Raw genomic sequence first — 23,456 nt, 5'->3', positions numbered from 1 at the left:
CCTTGTTCAAGACCTTTCCAATGTTAGTATCTCTGGTTCGCCATCTGTTATGGCAATAGTATTCTCATAATGTGCTGCAAGTGAGCCGTCAACTGTCACTACCGTCCAATCATCATCAAGCCACCCAACATAGCGCTCCCCCATCGTGATCATAGGTTCAACGCATATTGTCATACCTTTTCTAAGTTTAACTCCTCGGGTAAACTTTCTATAATTTGGAACAATTGGATCTTCGTGAAGAGAAGTTCCAATACCATGACCTGTCAGTTCCCTTACAATGCCATATCCATAGGGCTTAATATAAGAATCAATTGCCCTTGATATATCATGCAATCTGTTACCAGCCTTAGCTTTCTTGATACCTTCAAAAAAACTTTGTTTAGTAACATCTATGAGTTTCTGAGCATCATCGCTTATCTTACCAACGCCCCAGGTTCTGGCAGCATCGGAATGATACCCTTTATATATAAGTCCTGTATCAAAAGTAACTATGTCACCTTCTTGCAGGATTCTATCGGCACTTGGAATTCCGTGAACAACCTCGTCATTCACAGAAATACATACAGAAGCAGGAAAACCCTCATAATTCTTACAATTGGGTATTCCTCCCAGAGCACGGATAGTCTTCTCACCTATCTCATCGAGCTCAAGTGTTGAGATACCGGGACGAACAGCAGCATGGAGCTCTTCATGAACCTTAGCCAAAAGCTGTCCAGATTGTCTCATTAAATCAATTTCTTCATCTGTTTTTATTGTTATAGCCATATATAAAACACCAAATTTTATGCATTAAGAATATTAACTATATCGCTAAATACTTCCTGCATGTCCTTTGTACCGTCAACTGTCTTCAAAATATTCTTCTTATCGTAGTATTCGATAAGAGGCTGTGTCTGCTCATGATAAACGGCAAGTCTGTTCTGAACTGTCTCAGGCTTATCATCATCTCTCAATACCAGTTCGCTTCCACATTTATCACATATCCCCTCAGTCTTAGGTGGAATATGTTCAATATGATAGGTCGCACCACACTTAAGGCATGCTCTTCTTCCTGACATTCTGTGTACAATATTCTCATCCGGCACATCAACGTTAACCGCATAATCTACTTTATCACCAAGCTTAGTAAGCTCACTGTCAAGAACATCTGCCTGAGGAATAGTACGTGGGAAACCATCAAGAACGTATCCATTCTTACAATCTTCGTTAGCTACTCTGTCAAGGAGAAGCTGAACTGTAAGCTCATCAGGAACAAGCAGTCCCTTATCCATATACTCTTTGGCTTTCTTGCCAAGTTCTGTACCATTCTTGATATTAGCTCTAAAGATGTCTCCAGTGGAAATATGCGGAATATTATACTTATCCGCGATCATCTGAGCCTGAGTTCCTTTGCCTGCTCCAGGCGCACCCAACATAATAATTTTCATACTTAATAGCCCTCTCAAGTAATATTTGTTTTATCACACAACCTTCATTATAAAACATTAGCAATAAATCTGCTAGAAAAATCTTGGTTATGAGGACATTCTTTTAAAATATCAGAAATTTAAAAAGAGGATATAGTAAACGCTACAAGCGAATACTATAACCTCTTTACACTAATCTTAGTCTTCTAAGAAGCCCTTGTAATTACGTACCAACATCTGAGATTCAATCTGCTTGATAGTCTCAAGAATAACACTTACCACGATGATAAGGCTAGTTCCACCAAATGAAACGCTGGCACCAAATACACCATTAAAGAAGATAGGCAATACACCAATAATTGTAAGGCCGCAAGCTCCAATGAAAATGATGTAATTCAAAATGCTTGTAAGGTAATCACTTGTAGGCTTTCCTGGTCTGATACCTGGGATAAAGCCTCCCTGCTTCTTCATATTATCTGCAATCTCAAGTGGATTGAAGGTAATTGACGTATAGAAATACGCAAAGAAGATAAGCAACAAAATGTATACTACTAAACCAATTGAGTAATTCCAGTGATTAGGATTACACCAGTTACTCTGGTTAAGATATGCAATAAACTTGCCCCAGAATCCTGAACCATTATAGCCAACTAACTGGCTGATAATAATTGGGAACTGGAATAAAGACATTGCAAAAATAATAGGCATAACGCCTGCTGTATTGACCTTGAGAGGAATCTCTGAACGGGCACCACCGTATGTCTTCCTACCCTGGATCTTCTTAGCATACTGAACAGGAATTCTACGCTCAGCGCCATTAAGAAGAACTACCAATACTACCATTGCAACTATAACAGCAAGTATGATTATAGCTGATACAACTCCCCTAGCAATAGCCTTGCCGCTTACGAACTGCTCGTAAAGGGCCTTCAAATCTGACGGCATTCTTGAAAGAATGTTGATAGTCAGAACAATTGAAATACCGTTTCCTACCCCATTGTCTGTGATTCTTTCACCAATCCACATCAGGAATGCACTACCAGCTGTAAGGGCTGCCACAATCTGAATTACAAGGAAAATAGACTGTTCTGTAAGGAAGCCTGTGTTCCTGTAAAAACCGATTGCCATTGCAATGGATTCGATAAGAGCTAACGCTACTGTTACATATCTTGTAAGAGCTGTAAGCTTCTTTCTTCCATCCTCGCCATCTCTCTGCCATTCCTCAAACTTAGGAATTGCAATTGTGAGAAGCTGAATGATAATGGAAGATGTAATGTATGGTGTGATATTGAGTGCCAGGATTGACATATTCTCAAATGATCCACCAGTAAATCGATCCATGAAGCCAAAGGAATCACTTTCTGTAAGACTCTTAAACCAATTCTGGAAAACTGAAACGTTCATTCCAGGAACAGGAATAGCAGATCCTAATCTGATCACACCAAGCATACAAATGGTGAAAAGAATCTTATTTCTCAATTCCTTGACTTTTAATGCATTCATTAGGGACTTAAACATTAGATCACCTCTGTTGTTCCACCAAGAGCCTCGATCTTCTCTTTAGCTGATGCACTAAAAGCATTAGCTTTAACCGTAAGCTTCTTAGTAAATTCTCCGTTGCCAAGAATCTTCACGCCGTCAAGTTCCTTCTTAACGATTCCCTGGTCCTTGAGTGCCTGAATATCTACAACTGCTCCGTTGTCAAATACTTCAAGTGCGCTAAGATTGATGCCTACGATATTTTTGTGGTTGATGTTCTTGAAGCCTCTCTTAGGAAGTCTTCTGAAAAGTGGCATCTGACCACCTTCGAAACCAAGTCTTGGAGCTCCTGAACGAGCCTTCTGTCCCTTGTGTCCCTTACCAGCAGTCTTGCCGTTTCCTGAACCATGACCACGGCCTCTTCTAAAATTATCGCTCTGCTTTGAACCCTCAGCAGGTCTTAAGTTGGATAATTCCATGATATTCCTCCTTATAAAACCCGGAGCTCGTACCGCTAAACGCAGCGCACTTCTTTATTATACACCACTCGCGCGTACATGGAACAGCTCCGGTAACAATTTTTGCATCTTTTTCGAGATTAGATCTCTTCTACCTTAACGAGGTGTCTGATCTGCTGAATCTGACCTCTTGTTGCAGAGTTATCAGGAAGTTCAACAGAACTGTTAAGTTTCTTGAATCCCATTGATTTAACTGTTGCTACCTGCTTAGGAATAGCACCGATAGTTGACTTAACCAATGTGATCTTAAGCTTCTTATCTGCCATTGATTTTCTCCTTCTATTAAGCGGTTACTTCTGCTACAGACTTACCGCGCTTTGCTGCAACTTCTTCTGGTGTCTTTAACTGAGCAAGGCCATTGATTGTTGCATAAACAACATTCTGCTTGTTGTTTGAACCAAGTGACTTTGTTCTGATATTTCTGATACCTGCAAGCTCACATACAGAACGAGCAGGACCACCAGCGATGATACCAGTACCTTCTGGAGACTTCTTAAGTAATACTTCAGCTGAGCCGAACTTACCTACGAAATCATGTGTAATACTGTTGTTCTCATCAAGAGGAACAGTAATGAGGTTCTTTGTAGCATCTTCCTTACCCTTACGGATAGCATCTGGGATTTCAGTTGACTTTCCAAGACCAACGCCAACGTGACCATTGTTGTCACCAACAACTACAAGCGCTGTGAACTTCATGTTACGTCCACCCTTTACAACCTTTGTAACACGCTTAATGGTTACAACTTTATCTGTCAATTCGAGCTGACTTGCATCTACGATATTACGCTTCATTTTGTGTTTTCTCCCTTCTTAGAATTCCAAGCCAGCTTTTCTAGCAGCCTCGGCCAATGCTTCTACCTTACCGTGGTAGATATAACCGCCTCTGTCAAATACAACGGCCTTGATGCCCTTTTCAAGAGCTCTCTTTGCAACAACATCACCAATCTTTGTTGCAGCATCAATATCGTCTGTATTCTTAAGCTCAGCCTTGATATCTTTTTCAAGAGTTGAAGCAGATACAAGTGTCTTGCCGGCAACATCATCAATAACCTGTGCGTATACATGATTATTGCTTCTAAAAACAGCGAGCCTTGGTCTCTCAGCTGTTCCGCTAAAACGCTTACGGATCTTCATGTGCTTCTTAGCACGAATTTCCTGTCTGGATTCTTTACTAACCATTTTGCACTCTCCTTATCTATTATTTCTTACCGGTCTTACCAACTTTACGTCTGATAACTTCATCAGCATACTTGATTCCCTTGCCCTTATATGGCTCTGGAGCTCTCTTCTCTCTGATGATAGCAGCGTGCTGGCCAACCGCCTCTTTGTCGATACCCTTAACTGTGATTACCTGACCCTCTACAACTGTCTCAACTCCTTCAGGATCAACAAGTTCTACTGGGTGAGAATAACCAAGTGTAAGAGAGAGTGTCTTGCCGTTTTTAGCAGCTCTGTAACCTACACCGTTTACTTCAAGCTTCTTCTCGAAACCTTCTGTTACACCAACAACCATGTTGTTAAGAAGGCTTCTTGAAAGACCATGTAAAGCCTTTGTCTTCTTCTGGTCGTCAGGTCTCTTAACTTCGATCTGACCGTCTTCCTGTGAGAAAGAAATCTCAGCAGGGAAAACTCTTGTAAGGGTTCCCTTAGGTCCCTTAACAGTCACCTTATTATTTTCTGCAACTTCTACTGTTACTCCAGCAGGAACTGCGATTGGCATTTTTCCAATTCGTGACATGCCCGTACCTCCAATTTACCAAATAAATGCAAGAACTTCGCCACCTACCTGAAGTTCTCTAGCTTTTTTATCAGTTACAACGCCCTGGTTTGTAGAAATGATAGCAATACCAAGACCGCCTAATACTCTAGGAAGCTCATCCTTGCCTGCGTATACACGAAGACCAGGTTTTGAGATTCTCTTAAGGCCTGTGATAACCTTATCGTTTCTGTCAGCACCATACTTAAGAGTAATATGAAGATTCTTGAATGCTCCATCTTCAACTACGTCTAACTTCTTAATATATCCCTCTTCAAGAAGAATGTTTGCAATAGCAAGTTTCATCTTAGAAGAAGGTACATCAACAGTGTCATGCTTTGCAGTATTTGCATTACGAATTCTTGTAAGCATATCTGCAATAGGATCGTTCATTGCCATTTTAAATTGCCTCCTTAATTATTTTTGCTTCGCCTTACTACTCCCCGAATTGAGCAGAGACACGAAGCCGCAATGCGCGCTTTTGTGTTACTTTCGAAGAATAATAAATATTATTATTTTTAATTAAGTGGTCTCCATCCCAGACCACCATGTTCAGCTAATGAAGTTCTGCTCTCAGGATATCTCCTTTGAGAGAACAAACTAGTACGCTAAGTTCGATAGAATCTCACTTAAACGATTAGTTTTACCAAGATGCCTTACGAACACCTGGAATCTCGCCCTTGTATGCAAGTTCACGGAAGCAAATTCTGCAGATTCCGTACTTTCTAAGATAAGCATGAGGACGACCGCAGATCTTACAACGGTTGTAAGCACGTGTTGAGTACTTTGGTTTCATCTGCTGCTTCAACTTCATGGATAATTTAGCCATGTGTTATATTCCCTCCTATAATTACTTTGCAAAAGGCATATTGAACAGTGTAAGAAGCTCACGAGCCTCTTCGTCTGTCTTAGCTGTTGTTGTGAAAATGATATCCATACCTCTTGTCTTGTCGATCTTATCGTATTCGATTTCAGGGAAGATAAGCTGCTCCTTGATACCAAGTGCATAGTTACCTCTTCCATCGAATGAGTTAGGGTTGATTCCTCTGAAGTCACGTACACGAGGAAGTGCAAGGTTTACAAGACGATCAAGGAAATCGTACATCTTGTCACCACGAAGAGTTACCTTACATCCGATAGGCATACCCTCTCTCAGTTTGAAGTTAGCGATAGACTTCTTAGCCTTTGTAATAACAGGCTTCTGGCCAGAAATAATAGCCATATCATTTGCAGCGTTCTCAAGAAGCTTAGCATTTTCCTTAGCTTCTCCAACACCCATATTGATAACGATCTTGTCAAGCTTAGGAACTTCCATTACATTCTTGTAACCGAACTTCTTAGTCATAGCATCAACGATCTCGTTCTTGTATAAATCCTTATATCTACTCAAAGTTACATACCTCCTTTCTTAATTAGTCGATAACCTCACCAGTCTTTTTAGCGATGCGGCTCTTCTTAACAACCTTACCGTTCTCATCTTTCTCAACCTTGAATCCGATCTTGGTAGGCTGTCCGTTATGAAGATACATAACATTTGAGATATCAAGCGCAGCTTCACGCTCAACAATTCCGCCATTAGGATTCTTTGCAGAAGGCTTCTCGTGGCAGATGGCCTTATTAACGCCCTCTACGATAACCTTTCCATTCTTCTTATCAACTGAAAGGACTTTACCTTCCTTGTCGATTTCACCACCGGCGATAACCTTAACCATATCACCCTTTTTGATCTTACTTGTTGACATATGGGCGCCTCCTTATAATACTTCCGGAGCAAGAGAAAGGATCTTCATGAACTTTTTCTCACGAAGCTCTCTAGCTACGGGTCCAAAAATACGTGTTCCCTTAGGCGTACCATCTTCATTGATAACAACAGCAGCGTTCTCATCAAATCTGATGTAGGAACCGTCCTTACGACGTGTTTCTTTAACAGTACGAACGACAACAGCTTTAACAACATCACCCTTCTTTACAACTCCACCGGGTGTTGCTTCTTTAACAGAAGCAACTATAGTGTCGCCGATTCTCGCATATCTTCTTGTAGATCCACCCATAACACGGATTGTAAGAAGCTCTTTAGCACCTGTGTTATCAGCGACCTTCAGTCTACTTTCCTGCTGAATCATGATATTTCTCCTTTATTTTTTGTATTACTTTGCACGTTCAATAATGGATACAAGTCTCCATCTCTTATCCTTGGAGATAGGCTTTGTTTCCATGACCTTAACTGTGTCACCGATACGGCACTCGTTGTTCTCGTCATGAGCCTTAAGCTTGTAAGTTCTCTTTACGATCTTCTTGTAAAGAGGATGCTTAACATGGTCCTCAATGGAAACTGTGATGGTCTTATCCATCTTATCGCTTGTTACTTTACCAACACGCGTTTTTCTTAAATTTCTTTCCACGATTATTTCTCCTTATTTAGTGTGAGGCTTAGTTTGCAGCCTTAGCATTCTGTGTGATTACAGTCTGGATTCTTGCAATATTTCTTCTTACTTCTTTAATTCTTGCTGTATTATCCAACTGGTTTGTAGCGTTCTGGAACTTAAGGTTAAAAAGCTCTTTCTTTGCAGAAACAAGCTCTGTCTGGAGCTCTTCAGCAGACTTAGCCAGAAGCTCTTCTACATACTTATTAGTTTTCATTAGATACACCGCCTTCCAAATCAGCCTTAGAAACGATCTTGCATCTGCAAGGAAGCTTATGTGTCGCAAGACGAAGAGCTTCTCTAGCATCGGCCTCGGCAACTCCGCCGATTTCGAACATTACACGACCAGGCTTAACAACAGCTACCCATCTATCAGTTGCACCTTTACCAGAACCCATACGTGTTCCGAGAGGCTTTAATGTGATAGGCTTGTCAGGGAAGATTTTGATCCAAACCTGACCACCACGCTTGATGAAACGTGTCATAGCTACACGGGCTGCCTCAATCTGGTTTGAGTTGATCCAGCAAGGCTCAAGCGCAACAATTCCGTACTCACCATAAGTGATCTTGTTACCACGAGTAATTTTATGAGCCATCGAACCGCGGAACTGCTTGCGGTGCTTAACTCTCTTTGGCATTAACATTATTTATCGCTCCCTTCCTTATCTGAATTCTCACCTGCTTTAGTTGGAAGTACTTCACCCTTGTAGATCCATACCTTTACACCAACCTTACCGTAGGTTGTATCTGCTTCAGCAAAACCATAATCGATATCTGCTCTAAGAGTCTGAAGAGGAATTGTTCCCTCGCTGTAGAACTCTGAACGAGCGATATCAGCACCGCCAAGACGGCCAGAGCAGCATGCCTTGATACCAAGTGCATCTGTCTTCATTGTTCTGCTCATGCAGGACTTCATAGCTCTTCTGAATGATACACGATTCTCGAGCTGCTGAGCGATATTCTCTGCAACAAGCTGTGCATCCTTATCAGGCTTCTTGATTTCCTTAATGTCAACAAGAACCTTCTTGTCTGTGAGCTTTGAAAGCTCCTTCTTAGTTACTTCGATTTCAGCACCGCCCTTACCGATAACAACACCAGGCTTAGCTGTGTAAACGATAACCTTAACTCTATCTGATGCTCTTTCGATCTCAATCTTAGAAACACCAGCTGCATATAACTTCTTCTTCAGAAATTTTCTGATATTGTAATCTTCTACCAGATTATTGGCGAAATCAGCAGACTCAGCATACCACTTTGAGTCCCAGTCAGCGATAACACCAACTCTGAGGCCATGAGGATTAACTTTCTGTCCCATTTCTAGGTTCTCCTTTCAATTATCTCTCGTCCAAAATAACAGTCAGATGACTCATTCTCTTGTTGATTCTGTATGCTCTGCCCTGTGCTCTAGGCTGAATTCTCTTCATAATAGGGCCGTTGCTTGCAGTGCACTCAGCAACATAAAGATTAGCTCTGTTCATACCTTTGTTGTTCTCTGCGTTAGCTACAGCGCTTGCAAGAAGCTTGTAGATTACGCTAGAAGCATATCTAGGATTGTACTCGAGAATTGCAAGTGCAGTCTCTACATCCTTACCTCTGATAGCATCCATGACAAAGCATGCCTTCTGAACAGGTATTCTTGCGTAAGATAACTTTGCAAAAGGTCTTGTTTCTTTATTGTCACGATTTCTTTCTCTTTTGATCTTTGATCTATGCTTGATCTCCATCTCCATGGAAATTTCCTCCTTTCATCGAACGAATAATTAGTTTACGCTGCTCTTTCTCTCTGCGGGAGAATTTCCAGCATGTCCTCTGAATGTTCTTGTAGGAACAAACTCACCAAGCTTGTGTCCAACCATATCTTCAGTAACATATACAGGAATATGCTTTCTTCCGTCATGAACAGCAATTGTGTGTCCAACAAAAGACGGGAAAATTGTAGAACGACGTGACCATGTCTTAACTATCTGCTTCTGGCCCTCAGCGTTCATAGCATCTATCTTCTTAAGCAGGCTTGCGTCTGCAAAAGGTCCCTTTTTAAGTGATCTAGACATTTTATTCCTCCTTATTTGATAGCCTTACCGTTTCTTCTTCTTACGATCAGCTTGTTAGAAGCCTTCTTAGCCTTACGTGTCTTATAACCAAGAGCTGGCTTACCCCATGGTGTGCTAGGACCAGAACGTCCAATAGGTGCTCTACCTTCACCACCACCGTGTGGATGGTCGTTAGGGTTCATAACAGAACCACGAACTGTAGGACGAATACCCATGTGACGAACACGACCAGCTTTACCATAGTTAATAAGGTTGTGATCACCATTTCCTACAACACCGATTGTTGCACGGCACTCGATAGGAACCATTCTCATTTCGCCTGAAGGAAGACGAAGTGTTGCATACTTACCTTCTTTAGCCATAAGCTGAGCAGCGTTACCAGCTGATCTAACCATCTGGCCACCCTTTCCAGGATAAAGCTCGATATTATGTACATTTTCACCGACAGGAATCTGTGAAAGTGGGAGGCAGTTACCAACACGGATTTCTGCGTTAGCACCGTTCATAACTGTCATGCCATCTGTTAATCCGTTAGGTGCAAGGATATAAGCCTTTGTGCCATCCTCGTACTGGATAAGTGCGATATTAGCTGATCTGTTAGGATCATACTCAATTCCGATAACCTTTGCAGGCATATCGTCCTTGTTTCTTCTGAAATCTACGATTCTGTACTTAACTCTGCCGCCACATCCGCGATGTCTAACAGTGATCTTACCCTGGTTGTTACGACCAGCTTTGCTGTTCTTAGAAACAATGAGGGACTTCTCTGGAGATGACTTTGTGATCTCTGAGAAATCTGATCCAGTCATGTTTCTTCTGGATGGGGTATATGGGCCGTATTTCTTAATTCCCATGATTATTTCTCCTTTTTATTTATCACGCATCGAATGATTGCTCATTTGAATCCCGGACTCAATCTGGATTCGTGCGTATAGTTATTGGTTGTTAATTAGAGTCCCTGGAAGATTTCGATGTCCTTGCTGTCTTCTGTCAGCTGAACGATTGCTTTCTTAGTCTTAGCTGTGAAACCAACGATCATGCCACGTCTCTTTCTCTTACCAGCGGCGTTGATTGTGTTTACCTTAGCAACCTTTGTTCCTTCGAACATCTTCTCTACAGCTTCCTTGATCTGTGTCTTGTTAGCTTCAGGATTAACAAGGAAAGTGTACTTCTTCTCTGCCATGCCGTTCATGCTCTTCTCAGTAAGAACTGGCTTAAGGATTACGTCATAATACTGTAATGCTGCCATTAGCAATACACCTCCTCAATCTTTGCAACTGCATCCTTTGTAAGGACGAGTGTTCTAGCGTTTACGATATCATACACATTAAGTGTGTTTGTAAGTGTTGTGTTAGCCTCAGCAAGGTTTCTTGCAGAAAGTACTACGTTCTGATCATTGTCAGCAAGTACAACAAGTGCCTTACGTGTAGCATTGAGGTTGTTCATAACCTCTGCGAATCTCTTTGTCTTGATCTCATCAAACTTGAGCTCGTCTACAACAACGATGTTATTGTTCTGAACCTTATCTGTAAGAGCAGACTTAAGAGCAGCTCTCTTCTCTTTCTTGTTCATCTTGAAAGAGTAATCTCTTGGAACTGGAGCGAATACAACTCCGCCGCCCTTCCACTGAGGTGCTCTGATAGATCCCTGTCTAGCATGACCTGTTCCCTTCTGTCTCCAAGGCTTTCTTCCGCCTCCGGAAACTTCAGAACGTGTCTTTGCTTTCTGTGTACCCTGGCGGTTATCAGCGAGCTGCTGAAGAACAGCCATGTGTACGAGATGTTCATTTACTTCAACTCCGAAGATAGCATCGCTTAAATCGATCTTGCCAACTTCTTTGCCTTCCATATTGTAAACAGATACATTAGCCATCTGTATGGTTCCTCCTTTCGCGTTCTATTAGCCTACAACCTTAACGGTTTCCTTGATTGTAACAAGTCCCTTCTTAGGTCCAGGAATAGCGCCCTTAACAAGAATAAGGTTCTTGTCAGCATCTACTCTAACAACCTCAAGATTCTGAACTGTTACTTTTACACTGCCCATGTGACCAGGCATTCCCTTGCCCTTGAATACGCGGCTAGGATCTGAACTGGAGCCATTAGAACCCTGATGACGGTGGAACTTGGAACCGTGTGCCATAGGTCCTCTGTGCTGACCATTCTTCTTAATAGCACCCTGGAATCCTTTTCCCTTTGAAATAGCTGTAGCATCAATCTTGTCGCCCTCAGCGAAAACATCAGCCTTGATTTCTGCACCAAGTGCATAATCAGCAGCGTTCTCAAGTTTGAACTCTCTTACATATCTCTTGCAAGAAACTCCAGCCTTTTTGAAATGTCCCTGCTCAGCCTTTGTTGCACCATGACGGTGATAGATTGTCTTGTTACCATTCTTGTCCTTGTTAACAACCTTTTCCTTCTTGTCAACAAATCCAACCTGAACTGCGCTGTAACCATCATTCTCAACTGTCTTGATCTGTGTTACTACGCATGGTCCTGCCTGAAGAACAGTTACAGGAACCAGTGAACCATCTTCCTTGAAGATCTGGGTCATTCCGACCTTAGTAGCTAAAATAGCCTTCTTCATGTGTTTTACCTCCTTATTACGTCTACAGCGGATGCTTACTTCATTCGCAATGTCGCTTCAATTGTCCTCATTCGGCAATTCTCCAGTTATCACGGCATCATGCGTCTCGCATCATACTAGTAGAGGTGAATTGATTGTTTCTATTAATGAACAACAACCTGATTGGTTATTATTTCATCTTGATATTGATGTTTACACCAGCAGGCATCTCGAGTCTCTGAAGAGCCTCAACAGTCTTAGATGTTGGTGTAATGATATCGATAAGTCTCTTGTGTGTTCTCTGCTCGAACTGTTCTCTAGAATCCTTATACTTGTGAACAGCTCTTAAGATAGTAACAACTTCCTTCTTAGTAGGAAGGGGAACTGGTCCTGAAACCTGTGATCCGTTCTTCTTGACTGTCTCGATAATCTTCTTGGCAGATGCATCAACAAGCTGATGATCATAAGCCTTAAGTGTAATTCTCATTACCTGATTTGCCATAAAAAAAAGTCGCCTCCTTTTCGCACTTTTTGAATTAAGTACGACAAGCGGTGACTGTACACTCTCCCGTGTGTGTCATGAACCTCAATACATAGTAAAGCTGTTCCAACTTCTACACGTCGTTTCTGCCTTGGGTTAGTCGGCAGACTTCTATTTACTGTACAGTGACTTGTCGTCAGTTTGTTTGGCCTTTAAAGCTGGCCTCTAGACATTCGCTCCACGGAAAACCTGCTCAACTGGATAAGCAGCAACCTCACGCTTCATAGCTATCATGTCACAGCGTTATTGAGTATAAATCATTTCGTTCTGATATGCAACAGNCTTTTTTNAAAATTAATCACTTTTATCGCAAAATCAGNCGTTTTTCAACAGTAAAACTTGATCTTTTTTAATCTCTTATCAATTCTACTGCCTTAACTAATGACTTACAAATACCTAAGTAGTAAAATGTGATTCGTTGTCTCAAAATATACTATATAATATAGTAGAAATGAGATTAAATTATCGGCATCACTTTTACTGCCAAACCCAAGTACAGATAATAGCACAATGTTTTCAGCATGACTATTATCTATCTATAAATAATTATTAACAATTTATAACCAGAATTATATAAGGAAGGAATTAAATTATGTGGCTTGCAGACGGATGGAAAGATTACGAAGTCATAGATACTTCTAGCGGCGAAAAGCTTGAGCGTTGGGGCGATTATATGCTTGTTCGTCCGGACCCTCAGGTCATTTGGAATACTGAAAAAAAACATTTTGGATGGAAGAAGTTCAACGGCCATTACCATCGCAGTAACAAAGGCGGCGGTGAATGGGAATTCAAAAATCTTCCTGAAGAGTGGACGATAAACTACAAGGGACTTACCTTTAATCTTAAGCCTTTTAGTTTTAAGCACACAGGACTCTTCCCTGAACAGGCAACCAACTGGGATTGGTTCTCTTCATTAATTAAGGAAGCAAACAGCCCTATCAAGGTTCTTAATCTCTTTGCATACACAGGTGGAGCTACAGTATCTGCTGCCAAGGCCGGAGCAAGTGTTACTCATGTGGATGCATCAAAGGGAATGGTAGGATGGGCCAAAGAGAACGCTGCTTCATCAGGGCTTTCCGATGCCCCTATCAGATACCTTGTTGATGACTGCGTCAAATTTGTAGAAAGAGAGATCAGACACGGAAATAAATACGATGCCATCATCATGGATCCTCCTTCCTATGGAAGAGGTCCTAAAGGCGAAATCTGGAAGATTGAAGAATCTGTTTTCCCATTTATCAAACTTTCAGCTCAGCTCCTATCCGATGATCCTCTTTTCTTCCTGATCAACTCATATACAACAGGTCTTCAGCCTGCTGTTCTGTCATATATGCTTCACACCGTTCTTGATCCAATCCATAAGGGTTCTGTCGAGGCTCAGGAGATCGGGCTTCCGGTAAAGAGCAATGGACTTGTTCTTCCATGTGGTGCCAGTGGCAGATGGACAGCTCAGAAGTAACGCACTTCATCTCGCACCGATGCACATCCATAATAGAGCATTTTGTTACTGGAGTGAGCTGTAAGCGAGTGAACAGTAACAGCGTTTTATATATCAGGTAATTCTGAGAAATTTCCTGATATATAAAAAATGAGTATCTTCTATAATAATTATAGAAGGTACTCTTTTTTATAAAGCTACTCTACATTCACATCACTTATTGTGTATCTTCACTTGCATCGATCTTCTCACGGATCTGCTGCATTCTGAGATCAAGTTGGTTTATAAGATCTGCACTGAACTTAAGATCATCGGAAATAACTTCCTGATTCTCAATATTCTTTTTATATTTCATCTTGTGTTCGAGGCTGGCCCAGAAATCCATCGCTATTGTTCTAAACTGAACTTCAACCTTCATATACTCTTTTTCCTGAGTAAGAAAAATAGGTATCTCAATTATGAGATGAAGGCTTCTGTAGCCACTATCCTTGGGAGTCTCAATATAGTCCTTGCGCTGAAGGACAGTAATATCATCCTGCTGAGCAAGGCAATCAGCCAACATATAAATATCATCAACAAAAGAGCAAATAACTCTGATTCCTGCGATATCAGACAATTGGTTTCTAACATTTTCAAGGGTAAAGTCTTTGTTCCTGCTGCGCAACTTCTTGTAAATACTGACAGGGGTCTTTATCCTCATCTTAATAGATTCAAAAGGATTTCTGTTATTCCTAAGAGATAATTCTTTATTCAATACATCAAGCTTAGTTCTTACTTCAGATAAAGCACATTCATATTTCATCATGAGAATCTGGAAGTCTCTAACCTGATCTTTCATTCTAAGGATTCTCTCAACTTCATTCATTGATATGTCTTTGTTATCCACAAGACCATCAAGTTCTTCCAGCTCCTCTATGTCATCTATGTCTTCTGCCAAAGCAGCAAACTCTATATTTGAATAGTCTAAATGCTTAACCGCCATAGACTCCACTTCCTTTCCAACACAAAATTCTAATCATAGTATATCAGCATTCTTTAAACGTTGTGTGAAGTAAATATTAAGTTTTTCTAAGAGCCCAAAATTCCGCGTAGCAAATTGCCACGCGGAACCCTCATAGTGAAAACCACAATACCCCCATTGTGAATTTTGCGTATTTTATTTTGCTTCCGCCAGTTTCTCCGGCAGATCAGCAAGAGATACAACACTATATTCTATCTCAGCTCTAGGACCAGCAAGCATCTTGTACTTGTTGAGAATTCTCCTGTAAACTATCTTACAGCTCTCCTTACTGGTACCAACAAGGAGTAAAAGAAACTGTGAAGACGAGTATTTACAGTATGTATCTCCCTGTCTGAGTGTAAGAGAAACAGCTTCCTGAAGAAGTTTTCCTTTTACTTCTAATTTATTCTGATTGGCGATCTTCTTGCCTTCGTAATCCACAAGTGTGAGAAGCATCATATAAACAGACTGTCCGCTTCTCTCCATATTACGGCTAAGAATATGATAAGCATCAATGAAACTGGGGTATGAGCAGTCGTAAGCAATACCTTCGTTTTTGGAAACACTCTCACGTCTCTCAAGAATATCATCTCTGATCTGAAGAATCTTGCTGGGCATATTTGTTATCTGCCTGCTCATCTTGTCATAACATTCCAGAAGGTCCTTACTGGGAGTTATACCTAATTCATCGGTATAATATCTTACCGTTTCATCATAGATTCTATAGGCTTCTTTATAGTTATCCATCCCGATAAGGGCATTGATCTCGCCAATCTGCCACTCATCGTCCGGATAAAGATCTGCTGCCTTCTTATAAACTTTGTAGGTAGCATCAAAATCTTTTCTCTTCTCGTAGTATTCACCAAGAGCAATTACGCATTCCGAATACATTTTCTGAAGCTGTACACTCTTGATGATTACCCATTCCTGGGTTGATAATTCAGGGAGAAGCTCTGATCTGTAGAGATCAAAAGCAGCTCTGTAAAGCTTCATCTGCTCGCTCTGATCTGTGGCCTCTCTTGCCTTTTCAACAAAATCCATGAAACTTCCGGCATCTGACTCAACCTCTACATTATCATCAACATAAAAATATCCATCTCTGCTAACAATATACTCGCACTCAGGAAGTCCGGATTTCTTGAGCTGTTTATGCATCTGATAAATAAGATTATTAAAGCTATTGTTGATATTAGACTGTTCTTCGCGATCATAGAGAGTATTTACCAGATTGTCTCTGGACACTCCATCCTTGCCACTAAGCCATACAATCTCCAACAGCTGAATATATTTGGAAGTCTTGTTCTTGCCAATGGAAATACTTCTTCCTCCATAGTTGATCACAAGGCCTCCGAATAATTGAATTTGAAGTTTAACCTTATTCCCCTGAGTCATATCAATACCTCTACTGATCCACACTGATTACTCAATTAATTTCCTGACTGGCTAGTTCTGATCTGTTCCCGCTGTAGCAACATATTCCGATGCTATCGCTCATAAGGTTGTTATCAGCTCTAAACTTAGACCATTTGCAACACCAACACTCCCTCATAGGTACCAGTGCTCCATCATCAGGCTCCCAATGCTCACAATAGTGATTCTCCTGAACTATCAAGTTGCCATCTTCATTATATCTTGCATCCATACCAGACTCCTCATTTACAAGAAGATATAAATACATCTTACAATTATAATCTAGCATGAAAGTTTATTTCATTATCTCTAAATGTCGCGGATTGCACATTTTTTGTCGTAGATTGTATCAAACTTGATAAAACAGATGATTTTTCCTCCCAAAAATCTCATTCATTCGCCGATAGAGTATAGTGATAAAAGATCCGTAAATGCCCTGTAATACTTGAAATGTGTACGATTCCACACAATTTTCGTTCCAACTGCAGAAATCAAAAGCACACATTCTCTGTGATCTTTATCAAAAAATCTGATCATAATAAAAGAGTACACTTCTCTATTTATCAAAAAAGATCTGATACTATGAGCATGAGGTGGCAATGAATCAAGCTCATTGATCACAACAAAATCTCCAAGCGAGAAATATTTATCTTTGTCCTTACTGTTAAGTACGCTTATTACTAATTCATTGGCTTCTTTATCATCAATAGGGGTACTTCCTGCTGAACTTACGAATCTATAAGGCTCTCCGGCAAACAATAACACATTCTGAAGTTCGAAGGTATCAGCAAATTCATTCATGAAGTAGTCCAAAGACCCTTCTCCATCGTGAAGCGCCATATCAAACATCCGGACAATAGTTTCACCGTAAGAAATGCTTCTCTCATTTATCTTTTTGGAAATCAGATGCTTTTGCTTCACATCCTCAAGCGTCCCATGTTTATCCTGTCTATAGAAAATGTATCTATTTCTTCCGCCTGCCTTAGCAAGGTACAGGCAATGATCCGCAAGCATAAAAAGATCGTCATAATTGTCAGCATCCTTAGGAAAAACAGCAGCTCCAATAGATACAGAAAGAGGATTATCCTTATCAAGTCCTTTGTCCTGAAATGTTGCACTAACCTTGTTCTTGATTCCCTTAAGTATTGCTCTTAATTCTTCTTCAGTCTGTATGTTATACAAAACAACGAAGAACTCATCTCCTCCAAATCTACCGGAAATACCGCTCGTTCCAACCTCGTTGGATATTATATCCGCTATCTTTTTAATTACTACGTCTCCAAACTGATGCCCAAAGGAATCGTTGATATTCTTAAAAAAGTCAAGATCGATGATTACCAGAGTAGTTCCTTCCAGTCTTCTATCATCAATTCTCTCCCTGGCTATCCTGATTATGTCAGACTTATCAATCATTCCTGTAAGAGAATCATACCTGAAAACACTAAACTTTGATGATCCACCATCTCTTTTTAACTGAATGTGACCTACAACGCCCTCAGTATCAGCTCCATAAAAAGCATAAGCCTCATCGAGAACAGTTTGTGTCACGCTGGGATCATCATTGAGCAAATTTCCATCAATTACAGTTGTGCTCCTGCCAACACCTGATTTTATCTGAAGGAAAAAACCTTTTACCGCCTGTTTCTGCTCATCATCTACTCTGCTGATCAGAAAATTCTCAAATTCGTTAATCGAGTACACCCCGGCATCAAAATCAGCAATTGCAGTATTATAAACATTCACAGTCTCTTTTGCCACATCATACTCAAAGAAAACATCTTCGTACAAATTCAGTTGGGCATTAAATGTATTGATTGTCTTCATAAGTGAAGAATGTGCATTTAAAAGGTCATGTGCATTGACAACCGTCAGCCTTATATGCTTGCCGTTATCAGCCGCCCTCATATAAGTGTAATACATAGTGTCAGGACTCAGTATCTTACTAGGATACCAGTTTCCATCGCAGTTCTTAATATTATTCTCATATATTTCCATATCTTCTGATGCAATGAGTTCATTCATGGGTTTAACCGCAAAACTCCCCAGGGCATCATAAACCTTTGAATCAGCCGAAACAATCTTCTGGTCATCTTTGGTTATGATTATTTCGTGGAAAGTGACATCCTTCATACATTATGCCTTTCTGACGGCTATTCAAGCTTAAAGCCATCTATCCAAAGCTTATATTCTCCTAATATTTTACCACTCCTTTATTATCCAATGCCACACTCACATATTTGCCCCCACCAAGTCATATCTCAAGCAGCCGAACAATTGTAGCCATAAATATGACACCTTAGCATAAAATCCGCCCTACAATCGTTTCATAGCTTCTTTTATCATAGACTGTATCTGCTTATGGTAATTATGATGCTAAATAAACTGTTCCGGGAGGATTCTTTAACATGATAAAAAAGAAATATCTATATTTACTGGGGTTGGCTGCCCTGGCAGGAATACTCACAGGTTGTGGAAAAAACAAAATAGAAACCAAAGATTTTCACTCAGATATTTTCGGAGAAAACGTCTATATCTTTACGCCTCAAGATGATACTGCCAAAGTGCAGGAAACTCTTGATAAAATCTATTCGCGGCAGGAAACTGCACAGTTTGGCGATGAAAGATATGCAGTTTATTTCATGCCCGGAACATATGATATATCGACAAATGTTGGCTTTTATACTCAGATGTCTGGACTTGGCTTACTTCCTACTGACACCAAGATCAAAGCCATAAATACCTACGCCCGCTGGCTATCCGATGATCCAAAAAATCACAATGCAACCTGTAATTTCTGGCGCAGTATAGAAAATCTCGAAATGCAATCAGACACTGTATGGGCTGTGTCACAGGCAACAGGAATGAGAAGGGTTAAGGTTGACGGAAATCTAGCCCTTCATGATAATTATGGCTGGGCTAGCGGAGGTTTTCTTGCAGACTCGCAAATTGAAGGAATTGTCGACTCCGGAAGCCAGCAACAATGGCTTTCACGGAACAACAGTTATAATTCCTGGACAGGTCAGAACTGGAACATGGTATTTGCAGGCGATGCCCCAAGTGGTGTTCCAGTGAAAACCTGGCCTGAAGCTTCCTATACTTCTGTTCCGGAGACCGAAATCATAAGAGAGAAGCCATTTCTTGTATATGATAAAAAAGATGGATTTGGAGTGTATGTTCCTGACTGGAAAAAGAAAAGTGTATCCTTTGGGTGGGAAAATGGCAGCAAGGAAGGCAAATTCCTTCCGCTTGATGATTTCTATGTAGCCAAAGCCGGAATAGATACTGCCGGTACCGTAAATCAGGCTCTGGCTGATGGTAAGAACATTCTTTTTACACCAGGAATTTATGAGTTTAGCGAAACACTCACAATAAGCAAGCCAGGAACCATAGTCCTTGGAATGGGGCTTGCAACCATTCGCTCATCAGCAGGAAATACCTGCATCACGACAGAAAATGCTGATGACCTCATTCTTGCAGGCCTTCTCCTTGATGCCGGAGCAAGCGAAAGCGACAACCTGCTATACTTAAGTGCCAAAGATAATGCTGCTCCATCTCTTCTTGCAGATATGTATTTCAGAATTGGCGGAATTCCCGGAGATAAACCTGCCAAGGCAAAGGCCTGCATAACAATAGACCTTGATAATACAGTCGGAGATAATCTCTGGGTATGGAGAGCAGACCACGGTGATAACGTAGGATGGGATCTCAACACGTGTCCAAACGGTATCATAATAAATGGCGATAATGTCACCATGTACGCTCTTATGGTTGAACACTTTAATGAATATCAGACAATGTGGAACGGCAATAACGGAACCTGCATAATGTATCAAAGTGAAGTTCCCTATGACGTTCCCGATAAAGGCAAATGGATAAATCCTGATGGAAAAAGATTTGGCTACGCATCCTTCAAGGTTTCAGATAATGTCAGCTCTTTTACCGGAACCGGAATAGGAATATATCTGTACAACAGGGACAACACTATCCCAATGTACTGTGCAATGGAAGTTCCTGATGTTCAGGGAGTCCGCGTTCATAACATAATAACCGTCTGCCTTAATGGATTCCCCGGCTTGAAGTGCGTCATCAACGAAGCCGGCGACTCAGTCATAAATGCCGGTCAAACATCTAAGATACTAGACTACGAAAACGGGGAGTGGAAATAACTCCCCGTTCTTTCGAGTCTTTCAGGTAACTTCATATTATCAGTATTAGTGATGAACTTTAGTCTTCCATCTACAAACCTTATAAATTTATCATAGTCGCGAAAGAATGTTTGTCTCAACTTTTCAGCTGTTTGCAGAGCCCTGTCGTATTGTTCTTTACTTATATCTCCATTTTGAAGAGCTTCGTCCAATTCATCCCTGTCATCTTCTTTCACATATCCATCAGGATATACTACAAGATCAAGGTAACAGTCGAAAAAAAACGGAACGCCATCCTCATCAATGCCCTGACTATCAATCATATCGATATAGCTTACCTGTATCTTGTAATCACTGTCCATCATGACAGTAATGCAATAATAGTCATCTTTGGGCATTATAGTCAGCCACTTGTAACCATTATCACAAACAGTTATTGTTTCATCCTTATATTTCCATTCCTGTTTTTGAGATACCTCTTCTATTGAGAGAAGTCCAACATAACCATTGAAATCAGATGAGTTTTCAAACGTACCTTCTCTATGCTTTTTGATCATTGACTTCCATTCATCATAACCCACTCTACATTTGTACATTTAAGCTATCCTTTCTGTATCTTTTTCCTTAGTCTATGTACTTCTCAACTTCTTTTCAGCAAATCAATGAAGTCTGCCATATCCATCTCCCCAATTTCCTGTTTATCCTGTTCAGCGTCACGCTGTCTGACAGAGACAAGACGGTTATCCTTTTCTTTTTCCCCGACAATTATCATGTAAGGAACCTTCTGCATTCTTGCTTCGCGAATCTTAAAGCCAAGCTTTTCATCACGATCGTCTAGTTCTGCACGTATTCCCTCTTCATAGAGCTTTGCCATGATTTCTTTTGCATAATCAAGGTATTTATCAGATACTGGCAACACCTTAACCTGCACAGGTGAAAGCCAGACAGGAAATTTACCGGCATAGTGTTCTATCAATATACCCATGAAACGATCTATTGAGCCAAATACAACTCTATGAAGCATGATTGGGCGATGCTCCTTACCATCTTCGCCTATGTACTCAAGATCAAATCTCTGCGGAAGCTGGAAATCAAGCTGTATTGTTCCGCACTGCCATGTTCTTCCAATAGAATCCTTCACATGGAAATCAAGCTTAGGCCCGTAGAATGCGCCATCACCTTCATTTATCTTATATGGTTTTCCCATTCCCTCTACTGCTGCCTTAAGTGACTCTGTTGCCAACTGCCAGTCTTCATCACTTCCGATGGAGTTCTCTGGTCTTGTAGAAAGCTCTATCTCATATGGAAAACCGAACTTAGAATAAACTTCATCTATAAGCCTCATTACACCCTGAATCTCAGAAAGAACCTGGTCTTCGCGCATAAAGATATGTGCATCATCCTGTGTAAAGCATCTTGCGCGCATGAGTCCATGCAGTGTCCCGGACTTCTCTGCTCTGTGGACAATTCCAAGTTCTCCGCATCTGATTGGAAACTCCCTGTATGAATGAGGCTTAGACTTATAGACCAGCATTCCTCCCGGGCAGTTCATCGGCTTAATGGCATAATCCATATCATCCACGCTTGTTACATACATGTTATCTCTGTAATGATCCCAATGGCCTGACTTTTCCCAAAGCGCCTTTGTCAGCATTATAGGTGTGGATATTTCCTGATAACCCTCGCGAACATGTATTTTTCTCCAATAGTCAATCAGAAGATTTTTAAGTACAAGTCCCTTGGGGAAGTAGAAGGGAAGTCCTGGCCCTTCATCCATCAGCGCAAACAGTTCAAGTTCTTTCCCCAGCACTCTGTGATCTCTTGCCTTAGCCTCTTCAAGCTGGTGAAGATGATCATCCATCAAAGATGCCTTAGGAAAAGAGATTCCGTAAATTCTTGTAAGCATCTTATTGTGCTCATCTCCTCGCCAGTATGCCCCTGCTACCGATAGAAGCTTAACCGCCTTAATGTGACTTACATTGACGATATGTGGACCTGCACAGAATTCCGCATAATCTCCCTGTTTGTAAAAAGAAATCACTTCACCTTCAGGTAGTTCTCTTATCATCTCAAGTTTGAATGGTTCGTCCGCCTTTTCCATATATGAGATAGCATCCTTCTTTGACATCTCATAAACCTGTAGCGATAAGGATTCCTTGATAATCCTTCGCATTTCATCTTCTATAGCGCCCAGGTTATCTTCATTAAAAGAAAAACCAAAATCAAAATCATAGTAGAAACCATTTTCAATTGCAGGTCCTATGGCGCACTTTGCCTGCGGATAAAGACGCTTTACAGCCTGTGCCAGGACATGAGCACTTGTATGCCAAAAAGCTTTCTTTCCATCATTGTCATCAAAAGACACCTCCATCACCTGACCATCTCTTTGTAATACTTTCATAATGTGTTGCTCCTTTCTAGAATAGATTATTAGTCTCTGCAACAACATAAGAAATAGTGTTTTTCAAACTAAAAAAGCACCCAAAAGATCCATTGATCTTAAGGGTGCATGATGCACGGTTCCACCTTAACTTTTCACTTCAGATTCTAACAAATCCTATCCTTTGACGCAGGCATACGATAACGCTTACTGATGTTCAGCATTACAGCTCAGGAATGGTTTTCGTCTGTTATCTTCATAAATGACTTCCACCAAATGTCATTCTCTCTGGATGATTCATCGCAAACTACTCTTTCCGTCAACGCTTTTCTTATGTTATTGAAATG

32 protein-coding genes and 1 other annotated feature are annotated in these 23,456 nt (G+C 40.8%); of the genes, 2 read left to right on the top strand and 30 right to left on the bottom strand.

Going from position 1 to position 23,456, the window contains the following annotated elements; translation table 11 throughout:
• Positions 1-6: 6 nt before the first annotated feature.
• From map to rpsJ, 24 genes are all read right to left on the bottom strand, one after another.
• Positions 7-765, bottom strand: a complete 759-nt coding sequence (gene map, locus BPR_RS03180) for a type I methionyl aminopeptidase (protein ID WP_013280018.1) — start codon at positions 763-765, stop codon at positions 7-9.
• A gap of 17 nt (positions 766-782) precedes the next feature.
• Entirely contained in the window at positions 783-1,427 is a 645-nt protein-coding gene (locus BPR_RS03175) for an adenylate kinase (RefSeq protein ID WP_013280017.1), read from the bottom strand.
• A gap of 177 nt (positions 1,428-1,604) precedes the next feature.
• The gene (gene secY / locus BPR_RS03170; protein WP_013280016.1) at positions 1,605-2,924 is read right to left on the bottom strand and encodes a preprotein translocase subunit SecY; all 1,320 of its coding nucleotides are present in this window, start codon (positions 2,922-2,924) and stop codon (positions 1,605-1,607) included.
• On the bottom strand, positions 2,924-3,364 hold the full coding sequence (rplO, locus tag BPR_RS03165; RefSeq protein WP_013280015.1) for a 50S ribosomal protein L15: 441 nt from the start codon (positions 3,362-3,364) through the stop codon (positions 2,924-2,926). The genes secY and rplO overlap by 1 nt, the downstream gene beginning before the upstream one ends.
• A gap of 119 nt (positions 3,365-3,483) precedes the next feature.
• Positions 3,484-3,669 (bottom strand): 50S ribosomal protein L30, encoded by a 186-nt coding sequence (rpmD, locus tag BPR_RS03160; protein ID WP_013280014.1) that lies wholly within the window; start codon positions 3,667-3,669, stop codon positions 3,484-3,486.
• A 16-nt stretch (positions 3,670-3,685) separates the two neighbouring features.
• The gene (gene rpsE / locus BPR_RS03155) at positions 3,686-4,195 is read right to left on the bottom strand and encodes a 30S ribosomal protein S5 (protein WP_013280013.1); all 510 of its coding nucleotides are present in this window, start codon (positions 4,193-4,195) and stop codon (positions 3,686-3,688) included.
• An 18-nt stretch (positions 4,196-4,213) separates the two neighbouring features.
• Positions 4,214-4,582 carry a 50S ribosomal protein L18 gene (gene rplR / locus BPR_RS03150; protein WP_013280012.1) on the bottom strand — a complete coding sequence of 123 codons (369 nt, stop codon included), beginning with the start codon at positions 4,580-4,582 and terminating at the stop codon, positions 4,214-4,216.
• Between the two features lie 19 nt (positions 4,583-4,601).
• Complete coding sequence (gene rplF, locus BPR_RS03145) at positions 4,602-5,141, bottom strand: 50S ribosomal protein L6 (RefSeq protein WP_013280011.1); 540 nt, start codon at positions 5,139-5,141, stop codon at positions 4,602-4,604.
• Positions 5,142-5,156: 15 nt separating this feature from the next.
• Positions 5,157-5,558, bottom strand: coding sequence for a 30S ribosomal protein S8 (rpsH, locus tag BPR_RS03140; RefSeq protein WP_013280010.1), 402 nt, complete (start codon positions 5,556-5,558; stop codon positions 5,157-5,159).
• A gap of 244 nt (positions 5,559-5,802) precedes the next feature.
• Positions 5,803-5,988, bottom strand: a complete 186-nt coding sequence (locus BPR_RS03135) for a type Z 30S ribosomal protein S14 (protein WP_013280009.1) — start codon at positions 5,986-5,988, stop codon at positions 5,803-5,805.
• Between the two features lie 21 nt (positions 5,989-6,009).
• The gene (rplE, locus tag BPR_RS03130; RefSeq protein ID WP_013280008.1) at positions 6,010-6,549 is read right to left on the bottom strand and encodes a 50S ribosomal protein L5; all 540 of its coding nucleotides are present in this window, start codon (positions 6,547-6,549) and stop codon (positions 6,010-6,012) included.
• Between the two features lie 22 nt (positions 6,550-6,571).
• A complete protein-coding gene (rplX, locus tag BPR_RS03125) occupies positions 6,572-6,901 on the bottom strand; it encodes a 50S ribosomal protein L24 (protein ID WP_013280007.1) in 330 nt (109 codons plus the stop codon).
• Positions 6,902-6,913: 12 nt separating this feature from the next.
• Positions 6,914-7,282 (bottom strand): 50S ribosomal protein L14, encoded by a 369-nt coding sequence (gene rplN / locus BPR_RS03120; protein WP_013280006.1) that lies wholly within the window; start codon positions 7,280-7,282, stop codon positions 6,914-6,916.
• Positions 7,283-7,306: 24 nt separating this feature from the next.
• Positions 7,307-7,561, bottom strand: a complete 255-nt coding sequence (gene rpsQ / locus BPR_RS03115) for a 30S ribosomal protein S17 (RefSeq protein WP_013280005.1) — start codon at positions 7,559-7,561, stop codon at positions 7,307-7,309.
• Positions 7,562-7,589: 28 nt separating this feature from the next.
• Entirely contained in the window at positions 7,590-7,799 is a 210-nt protein-coding gene (rpmC, locus tag BPR_RS03110) for a 50S ribosomal protein L29 (RefSeq protein ID WP_013280004.1), read from the bottom strand.
• Entirely contained in the window at positions 7,789-8,226 is a 438-nt protein-coding gene (gene rplP / locus BPR_RS03105; RefSeq protein WP_013280003.1) for a 50S ribosomal protein L16, read from the bottom strand. Before rplP ends, rpmC begins: the two co-directional genes overlap by 11 nt.
• Positions 8,226-8,897, bottom strand: a complete 672-nt coding sequence (gene rpsC / locus BPR_RS03100; RefSeq protein ID WP_013280002.1) for a 30S ribosomal protein S3 — start codon at positions 8,895-8,897, stop codon at positions 8,226-8,228. The genes rplP and rpsC overlap by 1 nt, the downstream gene beginning before the upstream one ends.
• Positions 8,898-8,916: 19 nt before the next feature.
• Positions 8,917-9,312, bottom strand: a complete 396-nt coding sequence (gene rplV, locus BPR_RS03095; RefSeq protein ID WP_013280001.1) for a 50S ribosomal protein L22 — start codon at positions 9,310-9,312, stop codon at positions 8,917-8,919.
• A gap of 30 nt (positions 9,313-9,342) precedes the next feature.
• Positions 9,343-9,633, bottom strand: a complete 291-nt coding sequence (rpsS, locus tag BPR_RS03090; protein ID WP_013280000.1) for a 30S ribosomal protein S19 — start codon at positions 9,631-9,633, stop codon at positions 9,343-9,345.
• Positions 9,634-9,644: 11 nt separating this feature from the next.
• On the bottom strand, positions 9,645-10,487 hold the full coding sequence (gene rplB / locus BPR_RS03085) for a 50S ribosomal protein L2 (RefSeq protein WP_013279999.1): 843 nt from the start codon (positions 10,485-10,487) through the stop codon (positions 9,645-9,647).
• Positions 10,488-10,582: 95 nt separating this feature from the next.
• Positions 10,583-10,882: a 50S ribosomal protein L23 gene (rplW, locus tag BPR_RS03080; RefSeq protein ID WP_013279998.1), complete on the bottom strand. Its 300-nt coding sequence runs from the start codon at positions 10,880-10,882 to the stop codon at positions 10,583-10,585.
• Positions 10,882-11,505 carry a 50S ribosomal protein L4 gene (gene rplD, locus BPR_RS03075; RefSeq protein WP_013279997.1) on the bottom strand — a complete coding sequence of 208 codons (624 nt, stop codon included), beginning with the start codon at positions 11,503-11,505 and terminating at the stop codon, positions 10,882-10,884. Before rplD ends, rplW begins: the two co-directional genes overlap by 1 nt.
• Before the next feature lie 27 nt (positions 11,506-11,532).
• Positions 11,533-12,216 carry a 50S ribosomal protein L3 gene (rplC, locus tag BPR_RS03070; protein ID WP_013279996.1) on the bottom strand — a complete coding sequence of 228 codons (684 nt, stop codon included), beginning with the start codon at positions 12,214-12,216 and terminating at the stop codon, positions 11,533-11,535.
• A 169-nt stretch (positions 12,217-12,385) separates the two neighbouring features.
• The gene (gene rpsJ, locus BPR_RS03065; protein ID WP_013279995.1) at positions 12,386-12,697 is read right to left on the bottom strand and encodes a 30S ribosomal protein S10; all 312 of its coding nucleotides are present in this window, start codon (positions 12,695-12,697) and stop codon (positions 12,386-12,388) included.
• 631 nt (positions 12,698-13,328) lie between these two features.
• Between rpsJ and BPR_RS03060 the strand changes: the two genes are divergently transcribed.
• Positions 13,329-14,195 (top strand): class I SAM-dependent methyltransferase, encoded by an 867-nt coding sequence (locus BPR_RS03060; RefSeq protein ID WP_013279994.1) that lies wholly within the window; start codon positions 13,329-13,331, stop codon positions 14,193-14,195.
• Between the two features lie 196 nt (positions 14,196-14,391).
• Here the strand turns inward: BPR_RS03060 and BPR_RS03055 are convergent, their stop codons facing one another.
• From BPR_RS03055 to BPR_RS03040, 4 genes are all read right to left on the bottom strand, one after another.
• Positions 14,392-15,156, bottom strand: a complete 765-nt coding sequence (locus BPR_RS03055) for a GTP pyrophosphokinase (protein ID WP_013279993.1) — start codon at positions 15,154-15,156, stop codon at positions 14,392-14,394.
• A gap of 174 nt (positions 15,157-15,330) precedes the next feature.
• On the bottom strand, positions 15,331-16,566 hold the full coding sequence (locus BPR_RS03050; protein ID WP_013279992.1) for an AfsR/SARP family transcriptional regulator: 1,236 nt from the start codon (positions 16,564-16,566) through the stop codon (positions 15,331-15,333).
• A gap of 31 nt (positions 16,567-16,597) precedes the next feature.
• The gene (locus BPR_RS03045; RefSeq protein WP_013279991.1) at positions 16,598-16,873 is read right to left on the bottom strand and encodes a hypothetical protein; all 276 of its coding nucleotides are present in this window, start codon (positions 16,871-16,873) and stop codon (positions 16,598-16,600) included.
• 104 nt (positions 16,874-16,977) lie between these two features.
• Positions 16,978-18,714 carry a GGDEF domain-containing protein gene (locus tag BPR_RS03040; protein WP_013279990.1) on the bottom strand — a complete coding sequence of 579 codons (1,737 nt, stop codon included), beginning with the start codon at positions 18,712-18,714 and terminating at the stop codon, positions 16,978-16,980.
• 275 nt (positions 18,715-18,989) lie between these two features.
• Here BPR_RS03040 and BPR_RS03035 point away from each other — a divergent pair, with 275 nt between their 5' ends.
• Entirely contained in the window at positions 18,990-20,750 is a 1,761-nt protein-coding gene (locus BPR_RS03035; RefSeq protein WP_013279989.1) for a glycosyl hydrolase family 28-related protein, read from the top strand.
• Here BPR_RS03035 and BPR_RS03030 read toward each other — a convergent pair.
• Both BPR_RS03030 and thrS read right to left on the bottom strand, forming a co-directional pair.
• On the bottom strand, positions 20,726-21,325 hold the full coding sequence (locus BPR_RS03030) for a DUF402 domain-containing protein (RefSeq protein ID WP_013279988.1): 600 nt from the start codon (positions 21,323-21,325) through the stop codon (positions 20,726-20,728). The genes BPR_RS03035 and BPR_RS03030 overlap by 25 nt on opposite strands.
• 44 nt (positions 21,326-21,369) lie before the next feature.
• The gene (thrS, locus tag BPR_RS03025) at positions 21,370-23,130 is read right to left on the bottom strand and encodes a threonine--tRNA ligase (RefSeq protein WP_042256433.1); all 1,761 of its coding nucleotides are present in this window, start codon (positions 23,128-23,130) and stop codon (positions 21,370-21,372) included.
• A 97-nt stretch (positions 23,131-23,227) separates the two neighbouring features.
• Positions 23,228-23,441, bottom strand: a binding site (T-box leader).
• Between the last annotated feature and the right edge of the window lie 15 nt (positions 23,442-23,456).

It is taken from the genome of Butyrivibrio proteoclasticus B316, assembly GCF_000145035.1.
In the GTDB taxonomy this organism is placed as follows: domain Bacteria; phylum Bacillota; class Clostridia; order Lachnospirales; family Lachnospiraceae; genus Butyrivibrio; species Butyrivibrio proteoclasticus.
The sequence above is the reverse complement of the archived record's forward strand: the minus strand, read 5'-3'. Positions and strand labels throughout refer to the sequence as shown.